Genomic DNA, 20,046 nt, shown 5'->3' on the forward strand with positions numbered 1-20,046 from the left:
GATCCTCGCCGCCGAGGTGATGGATCTCCTCGACGCCGTGGTCACGAACATCGCCCCGGCCACCCCGGCGGCTTTCCGCGACGGGTTCCGGCCCGCCTCTCGGCGCAGGCACGCGGGAACGCCGAAGGGGCGCGGGGAACTGCGCGGCCGGCCACGGACGACCCGCAGCCGCCGTACCACCGCAGTCCCACGGCGCCCCTCTTCGGCGGCTAGCCCCGCCGCAGCGTCGGCTTGAGCTCCTTCAGCCGGCCCAGCAGGCCGTTGACGAACGAGGGCGACTCCTCGGTCGAGAACTCCTTCGCCAGCTGCACCATCTCGTCCAGGACGACGGCGTCCGGGGTCTCGTCGACCCAGATCAGCTCGTACGCGCCCAGCCGCAGGATGTTGCGGTCGACGACCGGCATGCGGTCCAGCGTCCAGCTCACCGCGTACTGGGCGATCAGCTCGTCGATCCGCGACGCGTGCTCCGCGTAGCCCTCGACCAGCTGCATCGTGTACTCGCTGACCGGGGGCTGCCGGGTGTCGCCATGGGAGAGCCGGACCCAGTCCGCGAGGACGGTCAGGACGTCGGCGCCGCGCTGGTCGCCCTCGAAGAGGATCTGGAAAGCGCGCTTGCGGGCCGTGTTGCGGGCAGCCACGGTTAGCTGTTCACCCGGCCGAGGTAGTCGCTGGTGCGGGTGTCGACCTTGATCTTCTCACCGGTGGTGATGAAGAGCGGGACCTGGATCTGGTGGCCGGTCTCGAGGGTGGCGGGCTTGGTGCCACCGGTGGACCGGTCGCCCTGGACGCCCGGCTCGGTCTCCTGGACGACCAGCTCGACGGCGGCCGGCAGCTCGACGAAGAGCACCTCGCCCTCGTGCTGGGCCACTGTGGCCGTGAAGCCCTCGATGAGGAAGTTGGCGGCGTCGCCGACGGCCTTGCGGTCGACCATCAGCTGGTCGTAGGTCTCCATGTCCATGAAGACGAAGTACTCGCCGTCCATGTACGAGAACTGCATGTCGCGCTTGTCGACAGTGGCCGTCTCGACCTTGACACCGGCGTTGAAGGTCTTGTCGACCACCTTGCCGGAGAGCACGTTCTTCAGCTTGGTGCGCACGAAGGCCGGGCCCTTGCCAGGCTTGACGTGCTGGAACTCGACGACGGACCAGAGCTGGCCGCCTTCGAGCTTGAGCACCAATCCGTTCTTGAGGTCGTTCGTGGAAGCCACGGTTGCGGAATCTCCTGGACTGACGTGGACGACCCCGGGGGCACGCACTCCTACAGCGCGAGCAGCTCCTTGGTCGTGATGGTGAGTAGCTCGGGTCCGCCGTCCGCCTCGGGGCGTACGACGAGCGTGTCATCGATCCGGACACCGCCCCGGCCCGGGAGGTGGACCCCCGGTTCGACGGTGACCGGCACGCAAGCGTCCAGTTTACCCATGGCCGCGGGCGCCAACTGCGGGTCCTCGTCGATTTCGAGTCCGACACCGTGTCCGATCAGCGGTGGCAGCGCCTCCGCATAGCCCGCGGTGTCCAGCACCTGCCGTGCCGCGCGGTCCACGTCACGGTAGGCGGCGCCGGGTGCGAGGAACTCCCGTCCGGCGCGCTGAGCGGCGAAGACGAGGTCGTACAGCTCGATCTGCCAGTCGGCGGGCGAGGTGCCGATGACGAAGGTGCGGCCGATCTCGCAGCGGTAGCCGCGGTAGGCGGCACCGAGGCAGACGGAGAGGAAGTCCCCCTCCTCCACGCGCCGGTCCGTGGGCCGGTGGCCACGGCGGCCGGCGTGCGGTCCCGTCGCCACGGAGGTGGGGAACGCCGGGCCGTCGGCGCCGTGGTCGACCAGGCGCCGCTCCAGCTCCAGCGCGAGGTGCCGTTCGGTGCGGCCGACCAGGATGGACTCCAGCAGCTCGCCGAGGGCCTGGTCGGCGATCTCGGCGCCGATGCGGATGCAGGAGATCTCCTCCTCGTCCTTGACCACCCTGAGCTGCTCCACGGCGCCGCCGAGGTCGGTGAGGCGGAGCTTCGGCACGACGGAGGCGACGGCTCTGTGCCGCGCGACGGTGAGGTGGTTCTCCTCGACCGCCAGGGAGTCGGCGCCCTGGGCCGCGGCGAGGCCGGCCGCCGCGACCACGGCGTCACCGCCGTTCGCCGCGAGGACGTGCAGGCGCACGTGCTCGTCGGGCCTGCCTTCGTAGGGACGGTCCTCCGGCGGGCCTGCGCACACCAGGAGGTCCTCGCGCCGGCCGAGCAGCAGGACGGAACCCTGCGGGGCCGCGGCGGCGAGGTAGCGGACATTGGCCGGGCGGGTGACGAGCGCTGCCGCGGTGCCGGCCGCGTTGACGTGGTCCCTCAGCCGGGATCGGCGGTTCGCGTACACCTCTGACATGAGATGAGCGTAGGAGTTTTGCGCGGTTTGTGCCGATTGGGAGGGGCCGAGTGGGGTCCGGGACGGGTGACGAGGGCACGGACCCCACCCCCACGGACCCCACCCCGCGCTCACCAGCTCGGTGGGCTCGCTATCGCCCGGGCCAGGACCTCGTCCAGGACCCTCGCCGTCGCCGGGACGTCCAGCTGGGAGTTGTCGATGATCGGGAGGCCCGAGCCGTACCAGCCGGCCATACGGCCGTGGATGCGGGCCACCTCCTCGTCGCTGAGGCGGCGGTTGCCGGTGCGCTCGGCGTTGCGCTCCAGGACGACGTCCAGGCCCGGGAGCAGGACGACGGGGAGCAGGCCGGGGCCCACGTGCCGCTTCCAGCCGCCGAGGCCCACGACCGGGCGGTCCGGGAAGACGGCGTCGTCCAGGATGCAGGAAATGCCGTTGGCCAGGAAGTTCCGGGCGGCGAATCCGCAGGTGCGGCGGGCCAGCCGGTACTGGGCCTCCGAGTTGTCGTTCCATCCCGACTGGGGGTCGGCGAAGCCCGAGCGGACCCATTCGCGGACGTCGTCCAGGCTGATGTGGGCCGTGGGGACGCGGCGGTGGTCCGCCCAGTACTTGGCGACGCTGGTCTTGCCCGCGCCGGCCGGGCCGATGAGGAGGACGGCGAGGGTGGTGCCCGCCGGGTCCGCGACGGCGGCCGTGGCGGGCGGCGCCGCGGGGGCACCGACCGGGCCGCCGGGTGGCAGCCGCACGTGCCCGGTGGTATCGGGGGCCGCCGGGCCGGAGGTGTGCTGCGGCGGCACGGGCGGCGCCACCGGAACGGAGGGGGCCGGCGGCTGGTGCGGGGCCGGCGGCCCGGGGACCGGCGCGCCCTGGAAGCCAGGCGGCGGGGGCACGGGGGCGGAGCCCCGGGGGGTTCCCTGGTGCGGAGCCGCCTGGTGCGCGGCCGGCGCCCAGCCGGCGTGCGGCCCCTGCCCCGACTGGTGGGGCGGCGGCAGCGGAGACCCCACTGCGTGCTGCATCCGTTGCCACTCCGTCTCGTACAGGCACTGTGGTGCTGGGCAGCGGGGGCACGCCCTCGCTGCCTACCGAACGGTACCGTCCCCGGCCGTCGTTTGGTGAAACGGCCGGGGACGGCCCGAAGTGCCCGCTGCGGGACGGGAATCGGACGGACGGACAGTCGGGACCTACTGCCCTACCTCGCCGTACGCGGCGAGCAGGACCGCCGGGTCCGGGCCCTCCAGCACGGTCGGCCGGGCCAGGCCGTCCAGCACGATGAAGCGCAGCAGGTCGCCACGGGACTTCTTGTCGACCCTCATCGTCTCCAGCAGCTTGGGCCACTGGTCGTAGCGGTAGTGCAGCGGCAGGCCGACGGCTTCGAGGATGCTGCGGTGCCGGTCGGCCGTCGCGTCGTCCAGGCGGCCCGCCAGCCTGCCCAGTTCGGCGGCGAAGTGCATGCCGACCGAGACCGCGGCTCCGTGCCGCCACTTGTACCGCTCGTTCTTCTCGATGGCGTGGCCGAGGGTGTGGCCGTAGTTGAGGATCTCCCGCAGACCGGATTCCTTCAGGTCCGAGGAGACGACCTCGGCCTTGACCCGGATCGACCGCTCGATCAGCTCGGCCGTGTGCGGGCCCTGCGGCGACCGGGCGGCCTCGGGGTCGGCCTCGATCAGGTCCAGGATCACCGGGTCGGCGATGAACCCCGCCTTGATGACCTCGGCCAGGCCGGACACGTAGTCGTGCACCGGCAGGGAGTCCAGCGCGGCCAGGTCGCACAGGACGCCGGCCGGCGGGTGGAAGGCGCCGACCAGGTTCTTGCCCTCCGCGGTGTTGATGCCGGTCTTGCCGCCGACCGCCGCGTCCACCATCGCCAGCACCGTGGTCGGGACGGCGACCCAGCGCACCCCGCGCAGCCAGGTCGCGGCGACGAACCCGGCCAGATCCGTGGTCGCGCCGCCGCCGACGCCGACGATGACGTCGGTACGGGTGAACCCGCACTGGCCCAGGGCCTTCCAGCAGTAGGCGGCGACCTCGGCGGTCTTGGCCTCCTCCGCGTTCGGCACCTGGATCGCGACGGCCTCGTACCCCTGCTCGGCCAGGTCGCTCCGCAGCGCCTCACCGGTCTCGGCCAGCGACTCCGGGTGGATCACCGCGACCCGCTTGGCCCGCTCCCCGATCAGGCCGGCCAGCTCGCCCAGCAACTGGCGCCCCACCAGCACCTCGTACGCATCCGTGCCCGCCGTGGCGCCGACCTGAATCCGGGTGACTGACTCGCTCATCCTTGCTTCAACTCCAGTGCGTCCAGCACGTCTTGGGTGACCTCGTGGGGGCTGCGGCCGTCCGTCGCCACGACGGCGGTGGCGACCTCCTCGTACAGATGCCGGCGCGCCTCCATCAGCTCCCGCCACTGCTTGCGCGGGTTGACCGCGAGCAGCGGACGGGCCGCGTTCAGGCCGGTGCGCCGGACGGCCTCCTCGACCTCCATCGAGAGGTAGACCACCCGCTGCCCGGCCAGCAGCGCCCGGGTGTCGGGGTCCATGACCGCTCCGCCGCCCAGGGCGACGACACCCTCGTGCGTGGCGAGCGCGGCCCGCACGGCCGCCTTCTCCTTCGCGCGGAAGGCGGGCTCGCCCTCGTCCACGAAGATCTCGGCGATGGTGCGGCCCTCGGCCTCGACGATGTCGTCGTCGGTGTCCCGGTAGCCGACACCGAGGTGCTCGGCGAGCAGCCGCCCGACGGTGGACTTGCCCACCCCCATCGGGCCGATCAGCACGACCGCCGGCCCGACGCTCACCTGATCTCCAGGCCGTCGAGGTAGGACCGGACGTTGCGGCGGGTCTCCGGGACGGAGTCGCCGCCGAACTTCTCCGCGACCGCGTCGGCCAGCACCAGCGCGACCATGGCCTCGGCCACGATGCCGGCGGCCGGCACCGCGCACACGTCGGAGCGCTGGTGGTGGGCCTGCGCGGGCTCTCCGGTGGCGACGTCCACCGTCCGCAGCGCCCGGGGCACGGTCGCGATCGGCTTCATCGCGGCCCGCACCCGCAGCAGCTCGCCCGTGGTCAGACCGCCCTCGGTGCCGCCCGAGCGGCCGGTGGCGCGCTTGATGCCGTCGGCGGTGGTGAGGATCTCGTCGTGGGCCTGGGAGCCGGGCACCCGGGCCAGCTCGAAGCCGTCACCGACCTCCACGCCCTTGATCGCCTGGATACCCATGAGGGCGGCGGCCAGCCGCGCGTCCAGTCGCCGGTCCCAGTGCACGTGGGAGCCCAGGCCGACCGGGACACCGTAGGCCAGCACCTCCACCACACCGCCCAGCGTGTCGCCGTCCTTGTGGGCCTGGTCGATCTCGGCGACCATCGCCTTCGACGCGTCGGCGTCCAGGCAGCGCACCGGGTCGGCGTCGAGCTTCTCGACGTCGGCGGGGGTGGGGTAGACGCCGTAGGGCGCCCTGGCGGAGGCCAGCTCCACGACGTGGGAGACGATCTCGATGCCGGCCGTCTCCTTCAGGTATGACCGGGCCACCGCGCCGAGCGCCACCCGGGCGGCGGTCTCGCGGGCGGAGGCGCGCTCCAGGATCGGGCGGGCCTCGTCGAAGCCGTACTTCTGCATCCCGGCGAGGTCGGCGTGGCCGGGCCGGGGCCGGGTCAGCGGCGCGCTGCGGGCCAGGCCCGCCAGCACCTCGGGGTCGACCGGGTCGGCCGCCATCACCTGCTCCCACTTCGGCCACTCGGTGTTGCCCACCATGACCGCGACCGGGGAGCCGAGGGTCAGACCGTGCCGGACACCACCCAGGAAGGTGACCTCGTCACGTTCGAACTTCATCCGCGCACCACGGCCATAGCCGAGCCGCCGCCGCGCCAGGTGATCCGCCACCATCTCCGTGGTGATCGGCACGCCGGCGGGAAGACCCTCCAGCGTCGCGACAAGTGCGGGACCGTGGGACTCCCCCGCGGTCAGCCAACGCAGCCTGCTCAACGGTGCTCCTCAGTGCTCGCGCCCGGTACTGCCCTGCGTGCGCGCGTCCTCGCGCGCCGCGACGGCGCCGCCGGGTGCGCGACCCCGGTACGCCACCTCCGATCCTCCCACGTCCGGGGTCGGGATCCGGCCGCCGGTCCAGCAGGCGGACGCGTACGGGGGCGTCAGCGGGCCGCGAGCGCCTTCTCCCCCGCGTGGCGCATGGCGTCCAGCGGGCCCGGAGCGTGCCCGGTCATCTGCTCGAACTGCAGGACGGCCTGGTGGACCAGCAGGTCGAGGCCGCTGACCACGGCACCGCCGAACATGGACCAGCGGGCCGCCAGCTCGGTGGGCCAGGGGTCGTAGAGCACGTCGAAGAGGGTGGCGGGGCGTTCGGGTACGGCGGCGGCGAGGGCGTCGGTCGTACCGGCGGGCGTGGTGGCGATCACCAGCGGGGCACGCAGCGCCTCGGCGGCGTCGGACCAGTCCGCCGTCCGGACCTCCACGTCGAGCCGTTCGCCCCACTGCCGCATCTCGGCGGCGCGGGCCTCGCTGCGGACGTAGGCGACGACCTCCCCGGTGCAGATCCGGGCGAGCGCGGCGAGCGCGGAGGAGGCGGTGGCGCCGGCGCCGAGGACGGCGGCGGAGTCGACCTCCTCGATGCCGTGCTCGCGCAGGGCTGCCACCATGCCCGGGATGTCGGTGTTGTCACCGCGCCGGCGTCCGTCCTCGGTGAGGACGAGCGTGTTGACGGCGTCGACCGAGGCGGCGGTGTCGCTGATCTCGTCCAGCAGCGGAATGACCGCGCGCTTCAGCGGCATGGTCAGCGACAGCCCCGCCCACTGCGGTCCGAGCCCGTCCAGGAAGCCGGGCAGGGCGGCCTCGTCGACGTCGAAGCTGTCGTAGGACCAGCCGGTGAGTCCGGCCGCGTCGTACGCGGCCCGGTGCAGCACCGGGGAGAGCGAGTGGGCGATCGGCGAACCGAGCACGGCGGCGCGGCGGCCGTCAGTTGCCCGCGTTGGCATTGAACTTGTCCTTGAGCTCTTGGAATTCGGCGTACGTCTTGGCGAACTCGGTGTTGTTCGTGCCGTCGGTCGCCACGAAGTAGATCCAGCCGTCGTCGGTCGGATTCAGCGTCGCCTTCAGCGCGTCCTCGCCGGGGTTGCCGATCGGGCCGGGCGGAAGCCCCTTGTGGGTGTAGGTGTTGTACGGGCTCGGGTTGCTGTTGATCTCCTTCTCGGAGATGTGGATGTTGCTCGTGCCCTTGAGGTAGTTGTAGGTCGAGTCGAACTGCAGCAGCCGGTTGGTCTCGGTGTTGGTGGGTTTGAGGCGGTTGTAGACCACCTCGGCCATCTTGCGGAAGTCGTCGTGCGTCTTGCCCTCGGCCTGGACCAGACTCGCGACCGTGACCAGCTCGAACGCGTTGTCGAGGCCGAGCGCCCTGGCCTTGGTGTCGAGGCCGTAGGCGGCGTACCTCTGCTTCGCCTGGGTGACCATCTGCTTCAGAATGGCCTCGGGCTTCATGCCCTTCGCGGCCGGGTACGTGGCCGGCCAGAGGAAGCCCTCCAGCGGGTCCATGATGTCGCCGTTGTTCTCCGACCAGGCCGGCAGACCGAGGCTCTTGTACTGGCTCCGCGCGACCTTCTTGGTGGTGCCGGCGGACAGTTCCAGCTTCTTGTCGATCGCCGCGTAGACACCCGAGTTGCGCTCGCCCGGGGTGACCACCACGTTGTTCTGGCTGCGCGGGTCCATCATCAGCCTGACGGCACTGCCGGCGGACATCTCCTTCTTCAGGAGGTACGCGCCGGCCTGGATGCCGTCACCGCCCGGCGTCTGGCTCTGGGCGTGGACGAAGGCGTCGGCGCTCTTGACGACCCCGGCCTCCTTCAGGCGCCGGCCGATCTCCCAGCCGCCCGCGCCCTTCGGGATCTCGACGGTCACCGACTCGTTGATGCCGTCGCCCGCGTAGTCCGGAGCCGTGCCGAAACGATTTTGGTAGAACGTGTAGCCGAAGTACCCGACACCGGCGAGACCGCCGCCGAACACCAGGACGACCACCATGCAGGCGCAGCCGGTGCGCCGTTTCTTGCTCTTGACGGGTTTGCGGCCCTTGCCGCGCCGCTCGCGCCGGCTCTGGAGCTCGTGCTCCTCGTCGTCCTCGCCGCCTCCCGCCAGGAAGGCGTGCTCCTCCTCGCCCGCCGCCTCCGGCTCGGAACCGGGCTCGGGCTCGGGGCGCCTGCGGCCGGGCGGTTCCGGCGGCGGGTAGGCGTCCTCGGTGCCGTAGAAGTCGGGCTGCTCCGCGCCGTAGGCCACGGGCTGCTGGCCGTACGGGTCACCGGGGTCGGCGGCGTAGGGCACCTGCCCGTGGGTGCCGGTCGCGTCCCAGCCGCCCTGGTGGAACTGCTGCTGGGTATGACCGGCGAACTGCTGGTCGTACTGCGGCTGGCCGGATCCCTCGTAGTGCTGGTGCTGCCCGTCGTGGCCGGGCTGCTGCTCCTGGCTCCAGTCGCCGTACTGCGGCGCCTGCGGATGATGCTGAGGCCGGCCGTCGTAGGGGGACTGCTGACCCGTGTGGGCCTGCTGTCCTCCCCATCCGCCGTCCCCGTACAACGGGTCCTCCGGATGCCACGGTTCGGAGCCTGGGCCCCGGCCATACTCAGTCATCGATCCCCTAGAGCCGCGAGGCCGACGGTCACGCGGCCCCGGGCCGGCTTCCACTCCGCCTCTTTCTGTGCCCCGGCTGTTCGAACACCGGCGCATCGCGCGGAACGTTACCGTATCGCGATCAGATGACCACTTCGACGCCCTCACCGGGTGCTTCGCCTGACACCCGTTCGGATTCCAGGGCCTGCTGCAGGATGATGACGGCCGCCGCCTGGTCGATGACCGCGCGCCCCTTCTTGGACCGCACCCCGGAGGCCCGCAGCCCCTGGCTGGCCGTCACCGTCGTCATCCGCTCGTCCACCAGGCGCACCGGCACCGGTTCGATGCCCTTGGCCAGCTCCTGGGCGAAGGCGCGGACCTTGACCGCCGCCGGGCCCTCGCCCCCCTTGAGGGAGCGAGGGAGGCCGACGACGACCTCGATGGGCTCGTACTCCTCCACCAGTTGACGCAGCCGGCGGTGGGCGGCGGGGACGTCCCGGCCGGGGACGGTCTCCACCGGGGTGGCGAGGATCCCGTCGGGGTCGCACGAGGCGACCCCGATCCGGGCGTCCCCGACGTCGATCGCGAGTCGGCGACCTCTGCGCATGGTTCCTCGACCGTTCCCTACTTGGCGGTCTCGGCGACGAGCCGCTCGACGGCCTCGACGGCCTCACCGACGGCGGCCGGGTTCTGGCCGCCGCCCTGGGCGACGTCCGGCTTGCCGCCACCGCCGCCGCCGAGGGTCTTGGCCGCGGTGCGGACCAGGTCACCGGCCTTGAGGCCGCGGTCGCGGGCGGCGTCGTTGGTGGCGATGACCGTCAGCGGCTTGCCGTTGTTGACCGTGAAGAGGGCGACCACGGCGGCCCGGCCGCCCTGGATGCGGCCGCGCACGTCGAGGACCAGCTTGCGCAGGTCGTCGGGGGTGGTGCCGTCCGGCACCCGGCCGGTGACCAGCGCGACGCCCTTGACGTCCTTGGCGGACTCGACGAGACCCGCGGCGGCCTGGAGCACCTTCTCGGCACGGAACCGCTCGATCTCCTTCTCGGCGTCCTTCAGCTTGCCGAGCATGGCGGAGACCTTCTCCGGCAGCTCCTCCGGACGGCCCTTGATCAGCTCCTGGAGCTGGGCGACGACCGTGTGCTCACGGGCGAGGAAGTTGTAGGCGTCCACTCCGACGAGGGCCTCGATACGGCGGACACCGGAGCCGATGGAGGACTCGCCGAGCAGCTTCACCAGGCCCAGCTGGGCGGTGTTGTGCACGTGCGTGCCACCGCACAGCTCCTTCGAGAAGTCGCCGATGGTGACCACGCGGACGCGCTCGCCGTACTTCTCGCCGAACTCGGCGATGGCACCCTGCTTCTTGGCCTCGTCGATACCCATGACCTCGGCGTGCACGTCGAGGTCGCGGGCGAGCACCTCGTTGATCTTCTGCTCGACGTCGGTCATCACGGCCGTCGGCACGGCGGACGGGGAACCGAAGTCGAAGCGGAAGCGGCCGGGCTGGTTCTCGGAACCGGCCTGGGCGGCCGTCGGGCCGAGGGCGTCGCGCAGGGCCTGGTGGGTCAGGTGGGTGGCCGAGTGGGCACGGGCGATGGCCGTACGGCGGCGGCCGTCGATGGAGGCGTGCGCCTTGGCGCCCACGGTGACCTCGCCGACCTGGACGACGCCCTTGTGGACGTACACACCCGGAACCGGCTTCTGGGTGTCCCGGACCTCGATCACGGCACCGGTGTCGACCTTGATCCGGCCGGTGTCGCCGATCTGGCCGCCGCCCTCGGCGTAGAACGGGGTGCGATCGAGGACGATCTCGACCTCGTCGCCCTCGGTGGCGGCCGGGGAGGACACGCCGTCGACCAGGATGCCGACGATCGTGGACTCGCCCTCGGTGTCGGTGTAGCCGAAGAAGTCGGTCTCACCGGCGGTGTCGGCGATCTCGCGGTAGGCACCCATGTCGGCGTGGCCGGTCTTCTTGGCCTGGGCGTCGGCCTTGGCGCGCTCCCGCTGCTCCTTCATCAGGCGGCGGAAGCCGTCCTCGTCCACGGACAGGCCCTGCTCGGCGGCCATCTCCAGGGTGAGGTCGATCGGGAAGCCCCAGGTGTCGTGGAGCAGGAACGCCTTGTCGCCGGAGAGGACCGTGCCACCGGACTGCTTGGTCTCGGTGACGGCGGTGTCGAGGATGTTGGTGCCGGCCTTGAGCGTCTTGAGGAAGGCGTTCTCCTCGGCGATCGCCACCTTCTCGATGCGCTCGCGGTCGGTGATCAGCTCGGGGTACTGCTGGCCCATCATGCCGATCACGGTGTCGACCAGGTCCTTGACGACCGGGCCGGTGGCGCCGAGCAGGCGCATGTTGCGGATGGCGCGGCGCATGATGCGGCGCAGGACGTAGCCACGGCCCTCGTTTCCGGGGGTGACACCGTCGCCGATGAGCATCACGGACGTACGCATGTGGTCGGTGACCACGCGCAGGGACACGTCCGAGTCATGGGCGTCGCCGTAGCGGACGCCGGTCAGCTCGGTGGCCTTGTCGATGACGGCCATGGACGTGTCGATCTCGTACATGTTCTGCACGCCCTGCAGAATCATGGCGAGGCGCTCCAGGCCGAGGCCCGTGTCGATGTTCTTGCTGGGCAGTTCGCCGAGGATCTCGAAGTTGTCCTTGCCGATGCCCTCGCCCCGCTCGTACTGCATGAAGACGAGGTTCCAGATCTCCACGTACCGCTCGTCGTTGACGGCGGGGCCGCCCTCGGCGCCGAACTCGGGGCCGCGGTCGTAGTTGATCTCGGAGCACGGGCCGCACGGGCCGGGGACGCCCATGGACCAGTAGTTGTCCTTCATGCCGAGGCGCTGGATGCGCTCCTTCGGCACACCGACGACCTCGTGCCAGATGCGCTCGGCCTCGTCGTCGTCCTTGTAGACGGTGATCCACAGGCGCTCGGGGTCCAGGCCGTAACCGCCCTTGTCCTGGGGGCTGGTGAGCAGCTCCCAGGCGTACTTGATGGCGCCTTCCTTGAAGTAGTCGCCGAAGGAGAAGTTGCCGCACATCTGGAAGAACGTGCCGTGGCGCGTGGTCTTGCCGACCTCTTCGATGTCGGGCGTGCGCACGCACTTCTGCACGCTGGTCGCGCGCGGGAAGGGCGGCTTGACCTCACCCAGGAAGTAGGGCTTGAAGGGCACCATGCCGGCGGGGACGAGGAGCAGAGTCGGGTCGTCCGCGATGAGCGACGCCGAAGGGACGACGGTGTGCCCGCGCTCCTCGAAGAAGCTCAGCCAGCGGCGGCGAATCTCGGCCGACTCCATCAGTGGTCCTCATTCCGGTTGTACGAGTTCTTCGGGTACGAAGGCATCGGGGCCTCGATGTACTTGGGGTTGCTGCGGTTGTTCTCGATGGCGGCGTACCGCCGGGGCGCCGGGAGCCCGGGGTCCTCCTGGATGCCGAGGGCCTCCCCCAGCTCGGCCTCCCGCTGGGCCATGTTGTCGCGGACGTCGAGCGCGAAGCCGACCGCGCGGTCCTTCACGCGCCGGCCGGTCTCCAGGGCCTTGTTCGCCGCGGTGGCGGCCAGGCTCTCCGGAGTCAGCTGCTTGAGCTTGCGGTTGACCTTGGTGGTGGCCCACACGCCGGCGGCGACACCGGAGGTGAACCAGAACGTTCGGCGGAACATCGCTCGGTCTCAGTCCTTACTTCCGCTTGCGTCGTGCGGCGGGGACCGTCCGGCCCACGATCACGGTACGCCGGGCCGACTTCCCGGGCACGTCCTCCTCCTTGCGTCCGCCGAGGGCCCGGCGGACGCCGTAGCCGAAGGCCGCGACCTTGACCAGCGGCCCGCCGAAGGTGGAGGCGACGGTGGTCGACAGCGCGGAGGCGTTCGACGTGACCTCCTGGACGTCGGAGGCGATGGCGTCGACCCGGTCGATCTGGGTCTGCGCGGAGCGCACCGCCTGGGAGGCGTCGGCGAGCAGCGGGACCGCCTGGTCGGTCACGTCCGCGACGAGCTTGGTGGTCGCCTTGAGCGTCTGGGCCAGCCTCGCCAGTGCGACCGCGAGGAAGGAGACCAGGATCGCCCAGAAGACGGCCACCAGAATCCCGGCCACCTCTCCACCGGACACTGTCGCACCCGCTCCCTGAAACGTGCTCTGAACATCGGAACCATGAAAAAAGCAGTGTCCCGAGCCTATCGCGCCGGGGCCGAAGCTCCGTACCGGATTAGCGGAGGGTGCGGGCGGAGTTGCGGGAACCGATTGTACGGAATGAACACGGTTCAGTACGCTCCGTGTCCCATGCGAGGTCCTCACAGCGCCGGCGCCTGGGCGGACGGCGATCCGTCCCTCGAACTCACCGCTTTCGTCGGGCGCTCGGCCGAGCTGGCCGAGCTGACGGCGGCACTCGGTCAGGCGCGGCTGGTGACCGTGACCGGGGCGGGCGGGGTCGGCAAGTCCCGGCTCGCGGTGCGGGTGGCGGCGCGGTGGTCGTCCGGTGACCGGGCACGCGGCGTGCCCGCGGCGGACCGGGGACGGGTGGAGCTGGAGCCCGTACGCGATCCGCACGTGCTGGAGTACGCGGTCGTGGAGGCGCTGGGGCTGACCGACCACACCACCCGCCTGCCCCGGGAGACGCTGCTGGCGCATCTGGTCGGCCGCCGCGCCCTGCTGGTGCTGGACGGGTTCGAGCACCTCGTGCCTGCCTGCGCCGACCTGGTGGCCGAGCTGCTGCGCAAACTGCCGGAACTGCGCGTGCTGGCGACGGGCCGGCGCCCGCTGGGCCTGGCGGGCGAGCGGCTGTACCCGCTGGCCCCGCTCGGCGAGGACGACGCGGTGGAGCTGTTCACGGACCGGGCCCGGGCCCAGGGGGTGGCGGTGGCCGACGGTGCGGAGGTACGGGAGGTGTGCCGCCGGCTGGAGGGGATCCCGCTGGCGCTGGAGCTGGCGGCCGGGCGGCTGCGGGCGCTGTCCCCGGCGCAGCTGCTGCAGCGCCTCGACGACCGGTTCCGGCTGCTGACCGGCGGCGGCCGGGACGCCCTCCCCCGGCACCAGACGCTGCGCACGGCGATCGGCTGGAGCCACGAGCTGTGCACGCCGGCCGAGCGGCTGCTGTGGGCACGGCTTTCGGTGTTCGCGGGGACCTTCGACCTGGAGGCGGCCGAGTACGTGTGCGGCGGGGAGGGGCTGTCCGCCGATGACGTGCTGGACGTGCTGTCGCAGCTGCTCGCCCAGTCGGTCGTCTCCCGTGAGGAGGCCGCGCCCGGCCCCCGCTACCGGATGCTGGACACCGTGCGCGCCTACGGCGCCGACTGGCTGGAGGCGACCGGGGACGCGGACCGGCTGCGCAGACGGCACCGGGACTGGTACCTGGGCCTGGCGACCTGGTGCGAGCTGGAGTGGTTCTCGCCGCGGCAGCGGGAGGTGGCCGCGCGGGTGGACACCGAGCTGCCGAATCTGCGGACGGCGCTGGAGTTCTGCCTGACGGAGGCGGACGAGGCCCATCTCGGCCAGCATCTGGCCGGCTCGCTGTGGTTCTGCTGGGTGGGCTGCGGCCGGCTCTCGGAGGGACGGCGCTGGCTGGAGCGGAGTCTGGAGCTGGACTCGGAGTACGAGCAGTCCCGGCTGAAGGCGCTGTGGGTGCTCGGCTACGTGGCGATCCTGCAGGGCGACACCGTGCCGGCGCTGAAGGCGCTGCGGGCGTGCCGGGACCAGGCGGAGGGCTCGGCCGACCGGACGGCGGCGGCGTACGCCGAGCATCGCACCGGCTGTCTGGCCCTGGTCACGGACGACATGGCGCGGGCGGAGACGCTGCTGCGGTCGGCGCTGGACCGATACCGGGAGATCGGCGAGCTCAACAGCAACGTCCTGATGAACCAGGTGGAGCTGGCGATGGCACGGGCGTTCCAGGGGGATCTGCCGGGCGCGGTGCGGCTGTGCGAGGACGTGCGCCGGGTGTGCGAGGACCACGGGGAGCGCTGGGCGCGGTCCTACGCGCTGTACGTGCTGGCGTACGCGGCCTGGCTCGACGGGGATCCGGCCGGCGCGCGGGTGCTGCTTTCGGACTGCCTGGACAGCGCGCACGCCTTCCGCGACCTGCTGGGCTGCGTGCTGTCGATCGAGCTGCTGGCGCTGGTGACGGTCACGCAGGGCGACCCGGTGGAGGCGGCGGTGCTCCAGGGTGCCGCCGGGCGGCTGTGGCCCTCGGTCGGTCTGCCGCTGTTCGGTTCGGCGCACTACAACGCCCCGCACGAGCGGTGCGAGGCCGCCGCCCGGCAGGCGCTCGGCGACGCCCGGTACGCGCAGTGTGTGCGGGAGGGTGCCGGGCTGGACCGGGAGGCGGCGGTGGCCCGGGCGCTGCGGCTTCGGGAGGCGGGGGCGCCGGGCGCTGTCCCGAGCCCGGCGCGCAGGGGGGAGCCCCGGACCGCGCCGCGGGGAACGCCGTCCCCGGACGGCGGCGAGGCCGGGAAACGCGAACCCGCCGCCTCGCCCACCCGGAAGGGCGGGGAGACGGCGGGCTGAGGTGCTGCGCCGGGGCTGGGGTCAGCGGGCGTAGTACTCGACGACGAGCTGCTCGTCGCAGATCACCGGGATCTCCTTGCGGTTCGGCTCACGGTCCAGGCGGAAGGCCAGGGCGCGGAGGTTCACCTGCAGGTAGCGCGGGGTCTCGCCGTCGGGGGCGAAGCCACCCTCACGGGCGACCTGGAACAGCGTCTTGTCCTTGGAGCGGTCGCGGACCTGCACGACGTCGTCCGGACGGACACGGAAGGACGGCTTGTCGACCTTCTGGCCGTTGACCTGGATGTGACCGTGGACGACCATCTGGCGGGCCTGGTAGATGGTGCGGGCGATGCCCGAACGCAGGACCAGCGCGTCGAGACGGCGCTCGAGCTCGATGATCAGGGCCTCACCGGTCTTGCCCTGGACCTTGGAGGCACGCTCGTAGGCGCGGACCAGCTGGCGCTCGGAGACGTCGTACTGCGCGCGCAGACGCTGCTTCTCCAGCAGACGGACCTTGTAGTCCGAGTTCTGCTTGCGGCCACGGCCGTGCTCACCCGGCGGGTAGGGGCGGGCCTCGAAGTACTTGACGGCCTTCGGCGTCAGCGCGATGCCGAGGGCACGCGACTTCTTGACCTTGGGGCGGGACTGGTTCGCCACTTGTTCTTCTCTTTCCTAGTTTCCGGCTTGTCAGGTCGGAAGAGGTCGCATCCGCAGCCGGGAAAACCCGTCGGGTCCGCAAGGGACCTGCCGGGCAGCCGCTTCCCTGGTCTGGGCACATACGTGCAGCACGCGAGTGGCCCACCGACCGTTCCCGGGATCCGGGGTGGTGGTGGGCTGCCCGCGACACCGTTCGACGGTGCGCGACGCTCCTGGAGCCGGTCCGCGAAGGACCGGGTCTCCGGCCGGCTGTCCCGCTCTGACAGCACGGGACTCGGCACTTCGCAGCAGTCTACAGGCTGCTCATGACCGCTTGCGACCGAGGTGCTTACGGGTCCACTCCACGGCGTCCGCGTACCTGGCCTCGGCTCCGTGCCGGCTCGGCGCGTAGTACTCGCGGTCCTTCAGGGCGTCCGGTGCGTACTGCTGCTGGGCGATGCCCTCCGGCAGGTCGTGCGGGTACACGTACCCCTGGGCGTGGCCGAGCTTGGCGGCGCCCTTGTAGTGGCCGTCGCGCAGATGCGGCGGCACCGGGCCGGCCAGACCCTTGCGTACGTCCTCCATGGCGGCGCCGATCGCGGTGGTCGCCGCGTTGGACTTGGGGGCGAGGGCCAGGGCGATCGTGGCGTGGCTGAGGGTGAGGGCGGCCTCCGGGAAGCCGATCATGGCGACCGCCTGGGCGGCGGCGACGGCGATCGGCAGGGCGCCCGGGTCGGCCAGGCCGATGTCCTCGCTGGCGGAGATCATCAGGCGGCGGGCGATGAACCGGGGGTCCTCGCCGGCCTCGATCATGCGGGCCAGGTAGTGCAGGGCGGCGTCGACGTCGGAGCCGCGGATGGACTTGATGAGGGCGCTGGCGACGTCGTAGTGCTGGTCGCCGTCGCGGTCGTACTTCACCGCCGCCCGGTCGACGGTCTGCTCCAGCGTCTGCAGGCTGATCTCGCTCTCGCCCTGGTCCAGGGCGGCCCCGGCGGCGGCCTCCAGGGCGGTCAGGGCGCGGCGGGCGTCGCCGCCGGCGATCCGCAGCAGGTGGTCCTCGGTGCCCTCGGGGAGGGTGACGGCGCTCTTCAGGCCGCGCTCGTCGGCGAGCGCGCGCCTGAGCAGGCCCCGGACGTCGTCGTCGGTGAGGGGTTCGAGGGTGAGCAGCAGGGAGCGGGAGAGCAGGGGGGAGATCACCGAGAAGTACGGGTTCTCCGTGGTGGCCGCGATCAGGGTCACCCAGCGGTTCTCCACGGCCGGGAGCAGGGAGTCCTGCTGGGCCTTGCTGAAGCGGTGGATCTCGTCCAGGAAGAGGACGGTCTCCTTGCCGAATCCCCCCGTGGCGCGGCGGGCGCCGTCGATGACCGCGCGGACCTCCTTGACGCCGGCGGTGATCGCGGACAGCTCCACGAACCGCTTGTCGGTCGCCTTCGAGACGACGTACGCCAGGGTGGTCTTGCCGGTGCCGGGCGGGCCCCACAGGATCACCGAGGACGGGCCGGCGGGGCCGCCGGAGCCCTCGCCGACCAGGCGGCGCAGGGGCGAGCCGGGCTTCAGCAGGTGCTGCTGGCCCACGACCTCGTCGAGTGTGCGCGGGCGCATGCGCACCGCCAGGGGGCTGCCTGCCGGGTCCTTCTCCTGGCGTTCTTCCGCTGCGGCGGTGAAGAGGTCGGGTTCCACGCTGAAACCCTAAAACACCGCACTGACAATCCCCTCAGGAGCGTCAGCTGGTCCAGAAGTCCCACCAGCGGGTCAGGACCAGCATGCCGATGATGCCGACGTGCAGGACGGGCACCACCCAGGTGAACTCGCCGAAGAAGGACTTCAGCGGGCGCGGGGCCGGCAGGAAGCCGTTGCGGATGTTGAACGAGGTGACGTACCAGAACATGGTGATCGTGGCGACCCAGGCGAGCGAGCACCACAGGCACAGCGCGTTGATCCGGTACAGGGACTGGAACTGCAGCCAGGTGCAGAAGGCGACGCCGAAGAGGCAGCCGAAGTTGAAGGTCAGCCAGTACCAGCGGGGGAAGCGGGCGCCGGCCAGCAGGCTGACGCCGACGCAGATCACGACGCCGTAGCAGACCAGGCCGAGCATCGGGTTCGGGAAGCCGAAGGCGGCGGCCTGCTTGCTCTCCATGACGCTGCCGCAGGAGACCACCGGGTTGAGGCTGCATCCGGGGGTGAAGGTCTTGCCCGCGACCTTGGCCTCGAGGAGCTTGAACTTGTCGATCGTGATGACCCAGGCGGCCAGCAGTCCGGCCGCGCCGGTGATGACCAGCAGGATGGCGAGGGCACGGCCGGCGCCCGCCGCGTGCGGGACGGCGGCGGAGCGCTCGGGACCGGGCTCCGCGGAGACGTCGTTCACTGTCGTCTTGCTCATCACGCCGATTCCGTCACTCGAGGCTTGGACCATCTTCGGGCATGGTCATTGTGCCGCACGGACACCTGTGTCCACCGTTCGCTGGACATAAGAAGGTACGTGCGCCGGTCCCGGACCGCTCAGTTCCGGCCGATACTCCAGGGCAGGACGGCGGCCGGGGCCCCAGGGCATGCCGGCAGACGCGAACGCACTCGCGGCGGACGAATCGGCGCCCGTCGCCTTGACGGTGCGCGGACCGACGACCGCACCGCGGCCTTCACGGGCGCCGTGCGCCACCGGCCGCCGCGGCACCGGAAGGGCGCCGGAGTTCTCCGGCGCCCTCCCCCGGCTGCTAGCCGAGCCGTGCCTCGAGTTCCGCCACGATCTCGTTGACGCCGATGGCCGCCTGCTCGCCGGACTCCATGTCCTTGAGCTGGACGACGCCCTCGGCGAGGTCGCGCTCGCCGGCCACGACCGTGTAGCGGGCGCCCGAGCGGTTGGCGTTCTTCATGGCGCCCTTCAGGCCCTTGTCGCCGTACGCGAAGTCCGCCGCGATGCCCACCTTGCGCAGCTCGGTGACCTTCGCGAAGAGCACCCGGCGGGCCTCCTCGCCGAGCGGGACCGCGTAGACACTGGTCGTCGACGGGATGTCCAGTTCGACTCCCTCGGCCTCCAGGGCGAGGACCGTGCGGTCGACGCCGAGGGCCCAGCCGACCGACGGCAGTGCGGGGCCGCCGATCATCTCGGACAGGCCGTCGTACCGGCCGCCGCCGCCCACCGCGGACTGCGAGCCGAGACCGTCGTGCACGAACTCGAAGGTGGTGCGGGTGTAGTAGTCGAGGCCGCGCACCAGCTTCGGGTCGTCCTCGAAGGTGACGCCCGCCGCGGTGATCAGCTCGCGCACCTCCTCGTGGTACGCCTTGCACGCGTCGCACAGGTAGTCACGCAGGAGGGGCGCGCCGGCCAGCTGCTTCTGCACCGACTCGCGCTTGTCGTCGAGGACGCGGAGCGGGTTGATCTCCGAGCGCCGGAGCGTGTCCTCGTCCAGGTCCAGGCCGCGCAGGAAGTCCTGGAGCGCGGACCGGTACACCGGGCGGCACTCCTTGTCGCCCAGGCTGTTCAGCAGGATGCGGAAATCGCGCAGGCCGAGCGAGCGGTACGCCTGGTCGGCCAGGATGATCAGCTCGGCGTCCAGCGCCGGGTCCTCCGCGCCGATCGCCTCTGCGCCGACCTGGGAGAAGTGGCGGTAACGGCCCTTCTGAGGGCGCTCGTAGCGGTACTGCGAGCCCGAGTACCAGACCTTCACCGGCAGGTTGCCCGCCTTGTGCAGGTTGGCCTCCAGGACGGCGCGCAGCACGGGGGCCGTCGTCTCCGGGCGCAGGGCGAGCCGGTCGCCGCCCTTGGTCTCGAAGACGTACATCTCCTTGGTCACGATGTCGGTGGACTCGCCGACCCCGCGCGCGAACAGTTCGACGTTCTCGAACCCGGGGGTCTCGATGTAGCCGTAGCCGGAGTTGCGCAGCGGGGCGGCGATCGCCTCGCGGACCGCCAGGAACCTGGCCGAGTCCGGCGGGATCAGGTCGTAGGTGCCCTTGGGGGCCTTGAAGGTGCTCACGAAAAGCTCT

The 20,046-nt window shown here is 71.6% G+C and carries 18 protein-coding genes; 1 reads left to right on the top strand and 17 read right to left on the bottom strand.

What is annotated here, in order from left to right:
- Positions 1–209 precede the first annotated feature (209 nt).
- The 13 genes from nusB to AB0B40_RS30990 form a co-directional block, all read right to left on the bottom strand.
- Positions 210–638 carry a transcription antitermination factor NusB gene (gene nusB / locus AB0B40_RS30930; protein WP_345054428.1) on the bottom strand — a complete coding sequence of 143 codons (429 nt, stop codon included), beginning with the start codon at positions 636–638 and terminating at the stop codon, positions 210–212.
- Between the two features lie 2 nt (positions 639–640).
- Complete coding sequence (gene efp / locus AB0B40_RS30935) at positions 641–1,207, bottom strand: elongation factor P (RefSeq protein WP_037742222.1); 567 nt, start codon at positions 1,205–1,207, stop codon at positions 641–643.
- Between the two features lie 50 nt (positions 1,208–1,257).
- Complete coding sequence (locus tag AB0B40_RS30940; protein ID WP_345054431.1) at positions 1,258–2,364, bottom strand: aminopeptidase P family protein; 1,107 nt, start codon at positions 2,362–2,364, stop codon at positions 1,258–1,260.
- A 110-nt stretch (positions 2,365–2,474) separates the two neighbouring features.
- The gene (locus AB0B40_RS30945) at positions 2,475–3,377 is read right to left on the bottom strand and encodes a Pro-rich N-terminal domain-containing protein (RefSeq protein WP_362266816.1); all 903 of its coding nucleotides are present in this window, start codon (positions 3,375–3,377) and stop codon (positions 2,475–2,477) included.
- 165 nt (positions 3,378–3,542) lie between these two features.
- Positions 3,543–4,634, bottom strand: coding sequence for a 3-dehydroquinate synthase (gene aroB, locus AB0B40_RS30950; RefSeq protein ID WP_345059230.1), 1,092 nt, complete (start codon positions 4,632–4,634; stop codon positions 3,543–3,545).
- Entirely contained in the window at positions 4,631–5,113 is a 483-nt protein-coding gene (locus tag AB0B40_RS30955) for a shikimate kinase (protein WP_345059237.1), read from the bottom strand. Before AB0B40_RS30955 ends, aroB begins: the two co-directional genes overlap by 4 nt.
- A gap of 32 nt (positions 5,114–5,145) precedes the next feature.
- Positions 5,146–6,330 carry a chorismate synthase gene (gene aroC, locus AB0B40_RS30960; RefSeq protein ID WP_345059228.1) on the bottom strand — a complete coding sequence of 395 codons (1,185 nt, stop codon included), beginning with the start codon at positions 6,328–6,330 and terminating at the stop codon, positions 5,146–5,148.
- A gap of 164 nt (positions 6,331–6,494) precedes the next feature.
- Entirely contained in the window at positions 6,495–7,334 is an 840-nt protein-coding gene (locus AB0B40_RS30965) for a shikimate dehydrogenase (protein WP_345059226.1), read from the bottom strand.
- On the bottom strand, positions 7,315–8,919 hold the full coding sequence (gene mltG / locus AB0B40_RS30970) for an endolytic transglycosylase MltG (RefSeq protein WP_362266818.1): 1,605 nt from the start codon (positions 8,917–8,919) through the stop codon (positions 7,315–7,317). The genes AB0B40_RS30965 and mltG overlap by 20 nt, the downstream gene beginning before the upstream one ends.
- Positions 8,920–9,094: 175 nt before the next feature.
- Positions 9,095–9,559 carry a Holliday junction resolvase RuvX gene (ruvX, locus tag AB0B40_RS30975; protein ID WP_345059222.1) on the bottom strand — a complete coding sequence of 155 codons (465 nt, stop codon included), beginning with the start codon at positions 9,557–9,559 and terminating at the stop codon, positions 9,095–9,097.
- Between the two features lie 17 nt (positions 9,560–9,576).
- Complete coding sequence (gene alaS, locus AB0B40_RS30980) at positions 9,577–12,249, bottom strand: alanine--tRNA ligase (protein ID WP_345059220.1); 2,673 nt, start codon at positions 12,247–12,249, stop codon at positions 9,577–9,579.
- Positions 12,249–12,611 (bottom strand): hypothetical protein, encoded by a 363-nt coding sequence (locus AB0B40_RS30985; protein WP_345059218.1) that lies wholly within the window; start codon positions 12,609–12,611, stop codon positions 12,249–12,251. Before AB0B40_RS30985 ends, alaS begins: the two co-directional genes overlap by 1 nt.
- 16 nt (positions 12,612–12,627) lie before the next feature.
- Positions 12,628–13,056, bottom strand: a complete 429-nt coding sequence (locus AB0B40_RS30990) for a DUF948 domain-containing protein (RefSeq protein WP_345059216.1) — start codon at positions 13,054–13,056, stop codon at positions 12,628–12,630.
- Between the two features lie 171 nt (positions 13,057–13,227).
- Between AB0B40_RS30990 and AB0B40_RS30995 the strand changes: the two genes are divergently transcribed.
- Entirely contained in the window at positions 13,228–15,447 is a 2,220-nt protein-coding gene (locus AB0B40_RS30995; protein ID WP_362266821.1) for a regulator, read from the top strand.
- A 21-nt stretch (positions 15,448–15,468) separates the two neighbouring features.
- Here AB0B40_RS30995 and rpsD read toward each other — a convergent pair whose 3' ends face one another.
- The 4 genes from rpsD to hisS all read right to left on the bottom strand — a co-directional run bounded on the left by rpsD (position 15,469) and on the right by hisS (position 20,036).
- Positions 15,469–16,083: a 30S ribosomal protein S4 gene (gene rpsD, locus AB0B40_RS31000; RefSeq protein WP_121789752.1), complete on the bottom strand. Its 615-nt coding sequence runs from the start codon at positions 16,081–16,083 to the stop codon at positions 15,469–15,471.
- Positions 16,084–16,386: 303 nt separating this feature from the next.
- The gene (locus AB0B40_RS31005; protein WP_345059210.1) at positions 16,387–17,742 is read right to left on the bottom strand and encodes a replication-associated recombination protein A; all 1,356 of its coding nucleotides are present in this window, start codon (positions 17,740–17,742) and stop codon (positions 16,387–16,389) included.
- Between the two features lie 43 nt (positions 17,743–17,785).
- On the bottom strand, positions 17,786–18,442 hold the full coding sequence (locus AB0B40_RS31010) for a vitamin K epoxide reductase family protein (protein ID WP_345059207.1): 657 nt from the start codon (positions 18,440–18,442) through the stop codon (positions 17,786–17,788).
- A gap of 331 nt (positions 18,443–18,773) precedes the next feature.
- On the bottom strand, positions 18,774–20,036 hold the full coding sequence (gene hisS, locus AB0B40_RS31015; RefSeq protein ID WP_362266824.1) for a histidine--tRNA ligase: 1,263 nt from the start codon (positions 20,034–20,036) through the stop codon (positions 18,774–18,776).
- Positions 20,037–20,046 lie beyond the last annotated feature (10 nt).

The organism is Streptomyces sp. NPDC042638, from assembly GCF_040647235.1.
Taxonomy (GTDB): Bacteria; Actinomycetota; Actinomycetes; order Streptomycetales; family Streptomycetaceae; genus Streptomyces; species Streptomyces rameus.

Coding starts and splice junctions, on each gene's coding strand:
- AB0B40_RS30940 (WP_345054431.1), bottom strand. CDS start 2,364: ATGTCAGAGGTGTACGCGAACCGCCGATCCCGGCTGAGGGACCACGTC.
- AB0B40_RS30945 (WP_362266816.1), bottom strand. CDS start 3,377: ATGCAGCACGCAGTGGGGTCTCCGCTGCCGCCGCCCCACCAGTCGGGG.
- aroB (WP_345059230.1), bottom strand. CDS start 4,634: ATGAGCGAGTCAGTCACCCGGATTCAGGTCGGCGCCACGGCGGGCACG.
- AB0B40_RS30955 (WP_345059237.1), bottom strand. CDS start 5,113: ATGGGGGTGGGCAAGTCCACCGTCGGGCGGCTGCTCGCCGAGCACCTC.
- AB0B40_RS30965 (WP_345059226.1), bottom strand. CDS start 7,334: ATGCCAACGCGGGCAACTGACGGCCGCCGCGCCGCCGTGCTCGGTTCG.
- ruvX (WP_345059222.1), bottom strand. CDS start 9,559: ATGCGCAGAGGTCGCCGACTCGCGATCGACGTCGGGGACGCCCGGATC.
- alaS (WP_345059220.1), bottom strand. CDS start 12,249: ATGGAGTCGGCCGAGATTCGCCGCCGCTGGCTGAGCTTCTTCGAGGAG.
- AB0B40_RS30985 (WP_345059218.1), bottom strand. CDS start 12,611: ATGTTCCGCCGAACGTTCTGGTTCACCTCCGGTGTCGCCGCCGGCGTG.
- AB0B40_RS30995 (WP_362266821.1), top strand. CDS start 13,228: ATGCGAGGTCCTCACAGCGCCGGCGCCTGGGCGGACGGCGATCCGTCC.
- AB0B40_RS31010 (WP_345059207.1), bottom strand. CDS start 18,442: ATGAGCAAGACGACAGTGAACGACGTCTCCGCGGAGCCCGGTCCCGAG.